Origin of the sequence: Streptococcus sp. CF10-1 (assembly GCF_024295825.1) — a bacterium.
GTDB lineage: Bacteria > Bacillota > Bacilli > Lactobacillales > Streptococcaceae > Streptococcus.
The window spans coordinates 140701-154612 of sequence record NZ_JANCPQ010000003.1 but is presented as its reverse complement, the minus strand read 5'-3'; the positions used below and the strand labels follow the sequence as shown (position 1 = coordinate 154612).

The window sequence follows — 13912 nt, the reverse complement described above, 5'->3', positions numbered from 1 at the left end:
ATATTATATAAAAATTTTATATATACTCTTTTCAAATATATTGTATCTCAAGTTGAAAGCCCTGTCAAGAAATATGTGTGAAAATTTTATATATAAAAAACTCCTAGTAAAAACTAGAAGTTTAAAGGATATGATGGTAACATCAGTTGTTTCAAACAAACCTATATTTTAAAGATAAGCTAGAATCATGATGTATAATCTAGGATATTATCTCTTATGCCGTCTAGCAAAGGGATAAACTCAGTAAAATCGAATTCTTTATAATTTTTCAGAACATACTTTGAAAAAATATCCTTTCCATAATGATTAGCACCACCACCTTTGGAGAATGTCTTTCCTTTTAAAATAGGTGATGGATTACAAGACAATAGTAGATCTTCGATATCAGAGGAGTTACCGTTATTCATGTGAGGCATTAAAGGTGTCGCCATGACATACAAACTATCTTTCTTTGTAATCTTATAAAAAGATGTACCTCTAACTTGACCAAGATTATTGCTACTAACATTTAAATCTGTAGCATGATTAAAAAATTTAAAAAGAGGATTACCTGATGGCTCATTATCAAATAAAAATATAGTTGGATTTTTTGGTTCTCTTGAAGTTAAATGGGAAAAAAACTCCATATAATTAGGATATAGTTCCTTATAGATTTTCTTTCCATCATTTTTTGCAGGAAATTTTTGATTAAAAAAATTTGCGGGTATTTGATTAGAAAAATAATTATACCAATACTTGAGACCTTCTCCCCCTTCTGGGATATTAAACAGGTATTCCACAGTATTACTACGATTTAGAAATTCAATTTTAAATATAAAATCATCACCATCTTTTTCAATAAGTTTTGGATAATTCTTATATAGTTTTTTTAAGGCTGCTTTAATATATAGAGGATCTGTCTTCCCTTCTGTAACAATCATAGGTCTATCATTTCCAAAAAAATATCTATAAAATAAGAATTTTTTATATTCTTTTTCTTTAGAATTAAATAAGCACATATAAACTTCTTTTTCATTTTCTGAGATACTATAGAACTCTTTAGGTAAATTATAAGTATTATGTTTTTTATTATAGAATAATTCTTTTCGTAAATTTTTATTATAAAAGATATACTTCCAAAAATATTTTGATTCAGATTTTTTTGATGAGTTTCTGCCTAATAAATATTTTTGTGAATCCAGATTATTTTGTATCAGGGACTTTTCATAAAGTAAGTAGTTGTTGTATTGATCTATTTGAAAAATAAAAGCAAAGCGTCCCGTTAGTTGATTGATCGTTCCTGGTTTCTTATCTATTTCAAAAGCTCCATCTTTGTATAATTGAAAGGCCATTGCACGAGTATTTTTTACGTACTCTCTTTTTACATTTATCTTCTTGTTGACAACTAGTCCAGTAACTTCTTGGCGTTGCATGTTATTACTTAACCGTGTTTTTTTAGGATTGATTTCAAAACCAGATGAGATGATTACCTCCTCTAATTCAGTTAAAAAGTTATCTAACTCTTTGCTTGCTCTCAGCTTATTAGAGTTTAGTTCACGATTTGTCGAAAAAGTCATATCATCGGCATATCTAGAATATGTAAAACGATATTTTTTAGCAATTTTGACAATCCGATAATCTAAAATTCTAGTAATTAAATTTGTGATGATGGGAGAAGAAGGGGCTCCTTGTGGTAACTTACCTTGGTAACATGCAATTTGAGCAATTACTGTAGCAATTTCTGGTGAAACAGCAAAATCTCTATCTTTTATAAAGAAGCCTCTTACTCTTCCAAAATTAAAAGAATCAAAAAAGTTTTTCAAGTCAATGTTCAGAATGTATTTCTTGTTTCGATGCATCTGAGAGTTGGTAATAATGCTTTTCCCCTTTTCAAATGCATGAGACAGTACAGGTGTTTTAAAGTTCTTGTCCTTAGATTTAGATTCTATGCTTTCAAGGTAACATTCCCACAAAACATTAGACAATTTTTTCTGAAGGAACTTCAACTCTTTTTGGGGAGCATGTATAACTCTTTCTCCACCATTCTTTTTAGGAATAACAATTGGCGGTTCATATAGGTTATCGGTTGTTATGTTGTATAACAAATGGTTAATGTATCTGGCGTTTTTAAAACCAAGAAGTTTTGCAAAGTCATCCTTGGTTTTTAATTGATTTAATTTAGTCATTATCTTATCCTTAATAAAAAAGCGCATGAAAACTCTTATGCGAACGACAGTATAGAAACCTTCCTTCAGCAGAGATAAAACATACTGCAACTTTTTCCAGAAGAAATCTAATTGCCTTAGTTTTGGGATTACTGGAGTGAGCTGAACACTCTAGTAACATTTTTGTTAATACTTGCGAACACACAAGTCAAAAATCTGATCATGCGCAACTTTATTCTATCAAAAAATAACCTGTTAATCTAGAATTAAGACATCTTAGACTATAAATTTTTATCAACACCTCAAAAAGCCAGACTCGGTCTAGCTTTGCATTGTTTATAGTTGTGATAGATTTTAGAAAATTAAAGAATCTTTTTAGCCCGATCCACCATAAAGAGTGAGATAGTCATGATGATATCAATGGCTAGAAGGGCAAGGACAGCTGGGATCCAAGATTGAAAAAGTTCAAAACTATAACCAAACAAGGCAGGTCCAAAAGCAGCTAAGATGTAGCCCCCTGTTTGCGCTAGTCCTGATAGCTGAGCTGTCTTTTCAGGAGAACTGGTTTTAAGAGAAAAGCAAACCATGAGATAAGGAAAGAGAGCACTGCAGGCTGTTCCAATCAAGAGATGGACGACTAACCAGTAGAGGAAATTATTGGCTGGATACAAGAGCATAGCAATTCCTATCATCCCAGCGATAGAGATAATTGCCAGCATGATTTGACGATGACCATCTGACAGACGAGTTGTCAGACTTGGGACAGTCATTGAAAAAGGAATGCTGATCAGCGAGAAGATAGAAGCCAGAAGAGCCGCATCACTATTAGAAAGACCAGCACTAATAGCCATAGTTGGCAACCAGGTCATGCTTGTATAAAAGAGCAAGGACTGAAGTCCGCCAAAGATAATGATAGCCCAGACATCTTTACTTTTTAGAATATTCTCTTTGACTTGCTTTTCTTTTTGGCTTTCTAGGTGGTGGTTGTGGCGATGATTGGGCAACCAGACTAGCAGAGTGATCAGACAGAGAAAGCTGAGAACGAGGATGAGGCCCTTCCAAGAACTAGCTTGGGTGATAGGGACCGAAAGATAAGAAGCGATGGCTGTCGAAATTCCCATGGCAGTGACATAGAGAGTTGTTAGGAAACTAATCTTTTGAGGCTGATTTGCCTGGATCATACTTGGGAGGAGTACATTGAAGATCGCAATGCTTGCTCCCACAATTAGGGTCCCTAGATAGAGAAGGGGAAGATTGAAAATCCGAATGACAGAGCCAATAGTTAAAAGAAGGAGACAGTAAGTAAAGAGATGCTCTAGTCCAATCTTTTGCGCCAAGCGGCTTGCAAAAGCAGAGAAAAGAGCAAACATCAAGAGAGGGAGACTGGTTAAAATCCCAAGAGAACTAACCTCCACTCCTAGTCCCTGAGCGATATCTCCTAAAATGGTTGGAAGAGCAGTAAAAGGAGAGCGTAAAACGGTCCCGATTAAGACAATTCCTAGAACAAAAAAGAGTGATTGTTTTTTCATAAAAACCTCGATAGGATGACTTTAATAACAGCTTATTTTAAGTTTTTTTCTATATAATGTCAAGTAAAGACTGGGAGGGAAGCTGGAAAGATTTAACTGAAAATATACAGAAAGAAGACAGATTTCTTTACTAGAATTTTCCTTGATTTGATATAAAAATAGGAAACTAGGAGAATTTGTGATAAAATAGTGGAAGGAAATCTATACATTGGAGAAAAACTGTGCCTGAAAAGCAAAAAATCAGCGTCTTGATGTCGGTCTATGTAAAGGAAAATCCGACGTTTTTAAGAGATGCTATCAAAAGTGTTCAAAACCAAACCTTGAAACCGAGCGAACTTGTTCTTGTTGAGGACGGCCCGCTCACGCCCGAACTCTATCAGGTGCTAGATGAAGTGGAAGCTCAGTCAGACATTCCAGTGAAACGGTGTCCCTTAGAGCAAAATCAAGGTTTAGGCTTGGCTCTTCGATACGGTGTTTTACAGTGCCAGTATGACATTATTGCCCGCATGGATACGGATGATTTAGCCGTTCCGGATCGTTTTGAGAAACAGCTTCAGCTAATGGAGAAAGAAGATCTTGATCTCTTAGGTGGACATATCGCAGAGTTCATTGACAATCCAGATGAGATCGTGTCTTATCGTCGTGTTCCAACTCAGCACGCAGACATTGTGGCTTACCAAAGAATGAGAAGTGCTTTCAACCATATGACAGTGATGTTCAAGAAGGATATGGTCCTCAAGGCGGGCAACTATGAAGATGGCCTTTACATGGAGGATGACCTCCTTTGGCTTAATATGATTGCTGCAGGTGCCAAGACTGGGAACCTAGATCAAATCTTGTGTAAGGTTCGTGTCGGTGCAGGGATGTTTGAGCGTCGAGGTGGCTTGCGTTACCTTAGACTCTATCGTCAAGCTCGCCAACGGATGCTTGAGCGAGGGCAAATTTCTTACATGGAATATGCTAAAAGTGTAGCCATTCAGGCAATTGTTGCACTTTGTCCAGGCTTTGTACGTCAGTTTATCTTCGTCAAACTTTTAAGAAAGAGAAAGTAAGCCCCGATAGACTGAATGATTCAGGTTATCATAACAACAGTATCATCTGACTCTTTTAAGGGGGAGTAAATTCCTATGAATAAAAAACTAACAGATTATGTGATTGATCTGGTTGAAATTTTAAATAAACAGCAAAAACAAGTGTTTTGGGGGATATTCGATATTCTGAGTATGGTGGTTTCCATCATCGTATCTTATATCTTGTTTTATGGCCTTATAAATCCTGCGCCTGTGGATTACGTGATCTACACTCTTTTAGCCTTCCTCCTCTATCAAATCATGATTGCGTTTTGGGGACTAAATGCTAGTATCAGTCGTTATAGCAAGATTACGGATTTCATGAAAATCTTTTTCGGAGTGATGCTCAGCAGTGTTCTTTCTTATGGAATCTGCTATGCCTTCCTTCCATTGTTTTCTATCCGTTTCATCGTACTCTTCATTTTGTTGAGTACCTTCCTCATCTTGCTTCCTCGTATCACTTGGCAGTTGATTTATTCTAAGCGCAAGCAAGGTAGTGGAGATGGTGAACATCGTCGTACCTTCTTGATCGGTGCTGGTGATGGTGGTGCCCTCTTTATGAACAGCTACCAACATCCAACTAGCGACCTTGAGCTAGTGGGGATTTTGGATAACGATGAAAAGAAAAAGGGACAAAAACTAGGTGGCATCCCAGTTCTGGGCTCTTATGATAATCTACCTGAATTGGCTAAACGTCACCAAATCGAGCGTGTTATCGTAGCGATTCCTTCGCTTGACCCATCAGAGTACGAACGCATCTTGCAGATGTGTAATAAGCTAGGCGTCAAATGTTACAAGATGCCTAAGGTTGAGACAGTTGTTCAAGGACTCCATCAACCAGGTAGTGGTTTCCAAAAAATTGACATCACAGACCTTTTGGGCCGTCAGGAAATTCGTCTCGACGAATCGCGTCTGGGTACTGAGATTACAGGCAAGACCATCCTGGTGACAGGAGCCGGTGGTTCGATTGGTTCGGAGATTTGTCGTCAGGTTAGCCGCTTTAATCCCGAGCGTATCGTCTTGCTTGGACATGGTGAAAACTCAATCTATCTCGTTTATCATGAATTGATCCGTGCATTCCAAGGGATTGATTATGTTCCTGTTATTGCAGATATTCAGGACTACGACCGTCTCTTGCAGGTGTTTGAGCAGTACAAACCAGCTATCATTTACCATGCTGCAGCCCACAAACACGTTCCAATGATGGAGCGCAATCCAAAAGAAGCCTTCAAGAATAATATCCTCGGTACCTACAATGTTGCCAAGGCTGTTGATGAGGCCAAAGTACCTAAGATGGTCATGATTTCGACTGACAAGGCGGTCAATCCACCAAATGTTATGGGTGCGACTAAGCGCGTGGCGGAATTGATTGTCACTGGCTTTAACCAACGTAGTAAATCAACCTACTGTGCAGTTCGTTTTGGGAATGTTCTGGGTAGTCGTGGTAGTGTGATTCCTGTCTTTGAACGTCAGATTGCTGAAGGCGGTCCTGTAACAGTGACAGACTTCCGTATGACACGTTACTTTATGACCATTCCAGAGGCTAGCCGTCTAGTAATCCATGCTGGCGCTTATGCCAAGGACGGAGAAGTCTTTATCCTCGATATGGGCAACCCAGTTAAGATCTATGACTTGGCTAAGAAAATGGTTCTTCTAAGTGGGCACACGGAAAGTGAAATTCCAATCATTGAGGTCGGTATCCGCCCAGGTGAAAAACTCTATGAAGAACTCTTGGTTTCGACCGAATTGGTTGATAACCAAGTCATGGACAAGATTTTCGTTGGTAAGGTAAATGTCATGCCGCTAGAAGCCATCGATCAAAAGATTGAAGAATTCCGTTCACTCAGTGGAGATGAGCTCAAAGAAGCCATCATTTCCTTTGCAAACGAAACAACTCATGCTGAGTAAGAGTGTCTAACAAATTAATTATAAATAAAAGGCCAAGGTTCTGTTTGTACAGGACCTTGGCCTTTTTACTCTGTAATTTCAAATTGTTGTATTATTTATAGTTGCTTAATGATATCATCAATGGTATGGGCAATCCAGTCAGGTTGATAGCTGAGCAAATCAGCCTCTTCTCCAAATCCCCAAGTAACAGCAAACTTTTTAATACCAGTTTCTTGGGCTCCAATCATATCAAACTTGGTGTCGCCGATGATGAGGACTTGGTCTGCAGGGAGTTGATGCGTCTGCAAGGCAAAACGGATGACGTCCGCCTTGTGTGGCGTTTCAGGACTAGAACCGTAAATGCTATCAAAGAAATGATGGATTCCCAGATTTTTAGTCATATCATGAGCAGTAGGAGTATTCTTTGTTGTGGTGATATAGAGAGGGTAGTTTTGTGAAAGTTCTTGAAGCAATTCCGTTATTCGGGGGAAGAGTTGGGCTTCGTGGATCCCTTTTTTCTTGTAGTAAGAACGATAGATCTGCACAGCTTCCGAGATTTGCTCCTTGGGAAGACACGTTGCAAAACTACTTTCAAGTGGCGGTCCCATAAAACCACGAATGGTTTTGGCATCAGGGCTTGGAACTCCTAGCTCTTTAAAGGTATGGGTAAAAGCATTGTGGATCCCGAGGGAACTGTCAACCAAAGTTCCGTCTAGATCAAAAAAGATTGCTGAGATAGAGGACATAGTTTCTCCTAATAGATATAGATAAGCTTATTCTCCGAAGATTTCTTTTTGTAGGCGACGACCAGTAGGTGTAGCGGCGAGTCCCCCCTCGGCCGTTTCACGAAAGGCAGTTGGGAGGCTGGCTCCGACTTGGTACATGGCATCGATAACTTCATCGACAGGGATCTTAGATTCGATACCTGCCAAGGCCATATCAGCCGCGATAAAGGCAAAGCTGGCTCCCATGGCATTGCGCTTAACACAAGGAACTTCAACCAAACCAGCGACAGGGTCACAGATGAGACCTAGCATATTTTTAATGACAAAGGCGATGGCTTGGCTAGCCTGATAAGGCGTTCCACCTGCAGCCAAGGTTAAGGCTGCGGCACTCATGGCAGAGGCAGAGCCAACCTCGGCCTGGCAGCCACCTTCAGCGCCCGAGATAGAAGCGTTGTTTGCGATGACTAGTCCAAAGGCACCAGCAGCAAAGAGGAAATCTAGCTGTTTTTCGTGGCTAAGGTCTAATTTTTGGATAGCAGCAGTGAGAACGGCTGGCAGACAGCCAGCACTTCCTGCGGTTGGAGTAGCGCAGACCAAGCCCATCTTCGCATTGTGTTCATTAACCGCGATAGCATTTCGGGCTGCTGATAGGATGGTAAAGTCAGACAAGGCCTTGCCACTTTTGAGATGGCGGTCTAGTTTGGCTGCGTCTCCACCCGTTAGGCCACTACGGGATTTATTTTCACTGAGACCGAGCTCGACAGAGGCTTTCATGACTTCTAGATTGCGTTCCATGAGGAGGAGAACTTCTGGGCGTTCCCGACCGGTTAATTGATATTCGGTCGCAATCATGAGTTCTGCGACATTTCCTTGGAAGTCTAGATCCGCCTGCTCGACCAATTCTTTGATAGAATAAAACATGTTTCCTCCCTCCTACTTAAAGAAATTGACATTGTGGAGATGAGGGATTTTTCGGATTTCTTCAATCGCCTCTTCGCAACTTCGACTATCGACTTCGATAATCATAATGGCTTTTTCTCCAGCTTTTTCTCGAGTCACATTCATCTGAGCGATGTTGATATCGAAACGAGAGAGGGCTTCAGTAACATGGGCAATCATACCTGGAACATCCTGATGCACGATGATAATGGTTGGTGTGTTCATGTTGAGAGAGACAGCAAAACCGTTAAGCTCCGTAACCTGGATATTTCCCCCACCAATGGAAATTCCTGTCACACTGATGGACTTGTGTTCATTCTTCACAGTAATTTTAGTGGTATTAGGATGAGGCGCGTTGCTGTCTTTCTGAATGGTCCAGACAATCTTGATGCCACGCTTATGGGCAATCTCGAGACTATTTGGAATGTCAGGATTGTCCGTATCCATACCTAAAATACCAGCGACGAGAGCAAGGTCCGTTCCATGACCACGGTAGGTTTTGGCAAATGAATTAAATAATTGGAATTCGACTTCTGTTGGTGTATCATCAAAGATGGAAGAGACGATTTTCCCAATACGAACAGCTCCAGCAGTATGGCTACTTGATGGGCCAATCATAACTGGCCCGATAATGTCAAAGACAGATTGAAAACGAAGTGAGTGCATCTGTTTCCCCTTACAAAGATTCTTATATCTATTATATCAAAGAATGGACCTCTGCGCTTATTTCCCTTATCAAAAGCTTAAAATGATTAAAGATAGTATAAAATAAGGTCTTTTGTGACAAAAAGCTCCTTAAAACGGTAAATATAAAACATTTTTGTAATATTTCTACATAAAACCGTTAAACAATGGTAACATTTAAAAGGTATCATAGATATATCCAATGGAAGGAGAATTTTTAGATATGTCATTAACAACTAAAAAAATTAAAACAACTATCGCAGGAGTAGCAGCTTTGCTTGCTTTCTTTGCTCCATCACTTGCATCTGCCCAAGAAACTGTAACTTACACAGTTAAATCAGGTGATACTCTTTCAGAAATCGCTGAGAAGTACAACACAACTGTTGAAAAATTGGCGGCAAAAAACAACATTAAAGATATTCACCTTATCTATGTTGACCAAGTTTTGGTTATCGAAGGAACAGCTTCAACTGTAGCTCCAGCGGCAACAACGGAAGAAACAGCTCCAGTAGCTACAGAAACAGTTGAAGAAGCTCCAGCAGCAACAACAACTTATGAAGCCCCAGCTGCACCTGCAACTCCAGCAGCAGAAAGCAACACTGCAGCAGCTTCTACTGTAAGTGGTTCTGAAGCAGAAGCTAAAGAATGGATTGCTCAAAAGGAATCAGGTGGTAGCTACACAGCTACAAACGGACGTTACATCGGACGTTACCAATTGACAGATTCATACTTGAATGGTGACTACTCAGCTGAAAACCAAGAACGTGTAGCAGATGCCTACGTTGCAGGACGTTATGGTTCATGGACAGCTGCCAAGAACTTCTGGCTTAACAACGGTTGGTATTAAGAATACAAGAGTCCTTTAGGGCTCTTTTTTGTTCCTCTAGAACAAAAAGTGTAACAATCTTCTCAGCAATGCTCTATTTGTATAATTTCGGCAAAAGTCTTCAAATTGTTTTAAAACTCAAATAGTATAAATAAGCTTATTGTGTGTAAAAATATATCATATAATAAGCCTTTTCTTAATTAAAATGAAATAAAATACAGTTTCCTCTTGACAAATGAGAACGAGAAGAGTATTATTTATACAACAATAAAGTATAAAAATAAAAGGAGGCTCTTCTATGAATAAAGTGAAGAAGGTGTTGATGACGATGTTTGGTTTGCTTATGTTTCCCTTATTATTTGCTTGTAGTAACACTCAATCCCAAGGTGTTGAAGCCATTAAGGCTAAAGGAAAATTGGTGGTGGCCCTAAATCCAGAGTTTGCTCCATTTGAATACCAGAAATTGGTCGATGGGAAAAATCAGATTGTAGGTTCAGATGTTGAGCTAGCCAAAGCCATCGCAAAGGAACTAGGTGTAGAAGTGGAGTTCTCTCCAATGAGTTTTGACAATGTACTGGCTAGTCTTGATTCAGGTAAGGCCGATCTTGCCATATCAGGTGTTTCTAAAACGGAAGAGAGAAGTCAAGTTTACGATTTTTCAATTCCCTACTACACTTCGAAAAATAAGGTTATCGTAAGAAAATCTGAATTAACGAATTACCAATCAGTCAAGGATTTGGCTCAGAAAAAGGTTGGAGCGCAGAAAGGTTCTATCCAGGAGACTTTAGCCAAAGAAACCTTGCAGGATTCTTCTCTCGTTTCACTTCCTAAAAATGGAAATTTGATAACAGATTTGAAATCAGGGCAACTAGATGCGGTTATCTTTGAGGAACCAGTGGCGAAAGGATTTGTAGAGAATAATCCAGACCTAGCCATCGCTGAGTTTGATTTTGACAATGATAAAGAAGATTCCTACGCTGTTGCGATGAAAAAAGACAGTAAAGAATTAAAAGAGGCGGTTGACAAAACCATCCAGAAATTGAAGGATTCTGGGGAGTTGGACAAATTGATTGACGATGCTTTTAAAGCCTCTATCGAAAAATAGAAAGAAGGAAGAGAAATGAGTAAGGAAAAAGTCATTTTAGCCTATTCAGGAGGATTGGATACATCAGTTGCTATTACGTGGTTAAAAAAAGACTATGATGTGATCGCTGTTTGTATGGATGTGGGTGAGGGAAAAGATTTGGAGTTCATCCATGATAAAGCTCTCAAGGTTGGGGCTGTTGAGTCTTATGTCATTGATGTTAAGGAAGAATTTGCTAATGACTATGTTTTAGTGGCCCTTCAGGCTCATGCCTACTACGAACAAAAGTACCCCTTGGTATCTGCTCTGAGTCGTCCTCTTATTTCAAAAAAACTCGTTGAAATAGCTCATCAGACGGGGGCAACCACAATTGCCCATGGTTGTACAGGTAAGGGAAACGACCAAGTTCGGTTTGAAGTCTCTATTGCAGCTTTGGATCCCAATCTAAAGGTAGTTGCGCCTGTTCGTGAGTGGAAATGGTCTCGTGAAGAAGAAATCCAATATGCCAAAGAAAACGGCGTCCCAGTTCCTGCTGACCTTGACAATCCTTACTCTGTCGATCAAAATCTTTGGGGACGTGCAAATGAATGTGGTGTCTTGGAAAATCCTTGGAACCAAGCGCCAGAAGAAGCATTTGGAATCACATCTTCGCCAGAAGAGGCACCAGACAGTCCAGAATTTATTGACATTGAGTTTAGCTGCGGGGTGCCCATCTCCCTCAATGGTGAGAAGATGAAAGTGGCGGCTTTGATTCAAAAGCTCAATGAAATTGCCGGAAAACATGGGGTCGGTCGTATTGACCATGTGGAAAATCGCCTAGTCGGTATTAAGTCAAGAGAGATTTATGAGTGCCCAGGTGCTGTGACTTTATTGGTAGCTCATAAGGAGATTGAAGACTTGACTCTTGTGAGAGAAGTGGCTCATTTCAAACCTATTATCGAAAATGAGTTGTCCAATCTCATCTATAATGCCCTGTGGTTTAGCCCAGCAACTCAGGCTTTGATTGCCTATATCAAGGAGACACAGAAAGTTGTCAATGGGACTGCAAAAGTTAAACTCTATAAGGGGAACGCCCAGGTAGTGGCTCGGAAATCTCCAAACTCTCTTTACGATGAAAATTTGGCGACTTATACCAGTGCGGATACCTTTGACCAAGATGCAGCCGTTGGATTTATCAAGCTTTGGGGACTTCCAACTAAGGTTTATTCAGAAGTTCAGAAAAATGTTGAGTAGTGACGCGATAGAAAGGGACGACAGGATATGTCGAAAAATACAAAATTATGGGGTGGTCGATTTGAAGGCACTGTGGAAGAGTGGGTAGAACAGTTCGGTGCGAGTATTTCCTTTGACCACCAGCTGGCAAAATTTGATTTGATGGGTTCCCTAGCTCATGTTCAAATGCTAGGACAGACTGGCATTTTAAGCTTGGAAGAGGCAGAGCAGATCCAAGATGGTCTGAAAGCTTTGTTGCGAGATTTAGAGGCAGGAGAGCTTCATTTTGATATTGCAAATGAAGATATTCATATGAATATGGAAGTGTTACTGACAGAGAAAATTGGTCCTCTGGCTGGGAAACTACACACAGCTCGTTCACGGAATGACCAAGTCGCAACGGATATGCACTTATATCTAAAGGAGCAGCTTGGGCATGTCTTGGATAAGTTGGCGAATCTGAACCGTGTTTTGCTGGATTTGGCTGAAAAACATGTGGAGACCATCATGCCAGGATATACTCATTTACAGCACGCCCAACCGATTAGTTTTGCCCACCATCTCATGGCTTATTACAATATGTTCCAAAGGGACAGCGAACGTTTTGCATTTAACCTAAAACATACGGACCTATCTCCCCTGGGTGCGGCTGCCTTGGCAGGGACAACTTTTTCAATCGATCGTCAATTATCGAGTGATTTATTGGGCTTCCAACAACCCTATACCAATTCCTTGGACGCAGTGAGTGACCGTGATTTTATCTTAGAATTTCTGTCAAATGCCAGCATTTTGATGATGCATATGAGTCGTTTTTGTGAGGAAATCATCAATTGGTGCAGTTTTGAGTATCAGTACATTAGCTTGTCTGATAGCTTTTCAACGGGTTCGTCTATCATGCCCCAGAAGAAAAATCCTGATATGGCCGAATTGATTCGAGGGAAGACAGGACGAGTTTATGGGCACTTACTTGGGCTATTGACTGTCATGAAGTCTTTGCCTCTGGCTTACAATAAGGATTTGCAAGAGGACAAGGAAGGCATGTTTGATACAGTAGACACGATTTTGAATTCTCTGGATGTGTTGGCAGGTATGCTATCGAGCATGCAGGTTAATAAGGCCAAAATGCAGCAATCCACAGAGAATGATTTTTCGAATGCGACCGAACTGGCAGATTATTTGGCTGAAAAAGGTCTTCCCTTTAGAGAAGCGCATGAAATAGTAGGGAAATTGGTTCTAGACTCTATCAAGCATGGTCAAAACATCCAAGATTGGGATTTGGAGGAGTTGCAAGTCTACCATCCCTTGATTGAAGAGGATATTTATATCTACTTGCGTCCAGAAACCGCTGTTCGGAGACGGAATTCCTTAGGAGGAACTGGCTTTGAGCAAGTGAAATACCAGATAGAACAAGCGAAGAAAGAACTTAAAGGGGAAAATTGATTCGTTTGCAAAGGAAGAAAGAGAGGTTGAGATGATTTATCAGCCTCTTTCTTGTCTTCTCCAACCAAGCGTGTTATAATGAATACTGCTCAAGCGACCTTCAATCGTTAAGCACACACGACCTTCAATCGTGAACTAGTCATTTCGTTTATCTTTTATTACGTCGTTAACTCGCAATGAGATGCAAGCTGAGCTTGTCTGATTTATAACCTCAATCAGTCTCCCAGACTGATTGAGCGAACTCAAGTTATGTCCGCGACTCGTTGCCTAGTCCTAAAAGCAAACGAAAAGACGATACTCAAAGAAATTCTATTGAAAGTTATAATGAATAGAATTTTGAAGGGTATGAATAAACGAATAGATGGGAGACTT

Annotated in this window: 11 protein-coding genes; 6 read left to right on the top strand and 5 right to left on the bottom strand. The window is 40.1% G+C overall.

Annotated features, from left to right (window positions below):
- Positions 1–185: 185 nt before the first annotated feature.
- A complete protein-coding gene (locus NMM25_RS05470) occupies positions 186–2165 on the bottom strand; it encodes a retron Ec67 family RNA-directed DNA polymerase/endonuclease (RefSeq protein WP_125441720.1) in 1980 nt (659 codons plus the stop codon).
- 341 nt (positions 2166–2506) lie between these two features.
- Entirely contained in the window at positions 2507–3673 is a 1167-nt protein-coding gene (locus NMM25_RS05465) for an MFS transporter (protein WP_254736188.1), read from the bottom strand.
- 221 nt (positions 3674–3894) lie between these two features.
- On the opposite strand from NMM25_RS05465, the gene NMM25_RS05460 reads away from it, so the two are divergent.
- Positions 3895–4725 (top strand): glycosyltransferase, encoded by an 831-nt coding sequence (locus NMM25_RS05460; protein ID WP_254736187.1) that lies wholly within the window; start codon positions 3895–3897, stop codon positions 4723–4725.
- 75 nt (positions 4726–4800) lie between these two features.
- Entirely contained in the window at positions 4801–6651 is a 1851-nt protein-coding gene (locus tag NMM25_RS05455; RefSeq protein ID WP_254736186.1) for a nucleoside-diphosphate sugar epimerase/dehydratase, read from the top strand.
- A gap of 95 nt (positions 6652–6746) precedes the next feature.
- Here the strand turns inward: NMM25_RS05455 and NMM25_RS05450 are convergent, their stop codons facing one another.
- Genes NMM25_RS05450 through sdaAB form a run of 3 tightly spaced genes read right to left on the bottom strand, consistent with a single transcriptional unit; the run spans position 6747 to position 8960 of the window.
- Positions 6747–7376 carry an HAD-IA family hydrolase gene (locus NMM25_RS05450; protein WP_254736185.1) on the bottom strand — a complete coding sequence of 210 codons (630 nt, stop codon included), beginning with the start codon at positions 7374–7376 and terminating at the stop codon, positions 6747–6749.
- A 27-nt stretch (positions 7377–7403) separates the two neighbouring features.
- Positions 7404–8276, bottom strand: coding sequence for an L-serine ammonia-lyase, iron-sulfur-dependent, subunit alpha (gene sdaAA / locus NMM25_RS05445; RefSeq protein ID WP_254736184.1), 873 nt, complete (start codon positions 8274–8276; stop codon positions 7404–7406).
- A 12-nt stretch (positions 8277–8288) separates the two neighbouring features.
- Positions 8289–8960: an L-serine ammonia-lyase, iron-sulfur-dependent subunit beta gene (gene sdaAB, locus NMM25_RS05440; protein WP_000555873.1), complete on the bottom strand. Its 672-nt coding sequence runs from the start codon at positions 8958–8960 to the stop codon at positions 8289–8291.
- 241 nt (positions 8961–9201) lie between these two features.
- Between sdaAB and NMM25_RS05435 the strand changes: the two genes are divergently transcribed.
- From NMM25_RS05435 to argH, 4 genes are all read left to right on the top strand, one after another.
- Positions 9202–9825, top strand: coding sequence for a LysM peptidoglycan-binding domain-containing protein (locus NMM25_RS05435; RefSeq protein WP_042767626.1), 624 nt, complete (start codon positions 9202–9204; stop codon positions 9823–9825).
- Between the two features lie 277 nt (positions 9826–10102).
- On the top strand, positions 10103–10909 hold the full coding sequence (locus tag NMM25_RS05430) for an ABC transporter substrate-binding protein (RefSeq protein ID WP_001045250.1): 807 nt from the start codon (positions 10103–10105) through the stop codon (positions 10907–10909).
- A 15-nt stretch (positions 10910–10924) separates the two neighbouring features.
- The gene (locus NMM25_RS05425) at positions 10925–12121 is read left to right on the top strand and encodes an argininosuccinate synthase (RefSeq protein ID WP_198459093.1); all 1197 of its coding nucleotides are present in this window, start codon (positions 10925–10927) and stop codon (positions 12119–12121) included.
- Positions 12122–12148: 27 nt separating this feature from the next.
- The gene (gene argH / locus NMM25_RS05420; protein ID WP_254736183.1) at positions 12149–13540 is read left to right on the top strand and encodes an argininosuccinate lyase; all 1392 of its coding nucleotides are present in this window, start codon (positions 12149–12151) and stop codon (positions 13538–13540) included.
- The last annotated feature ends 372 nt before the right edge of the window (positions 13541–13912 follow it).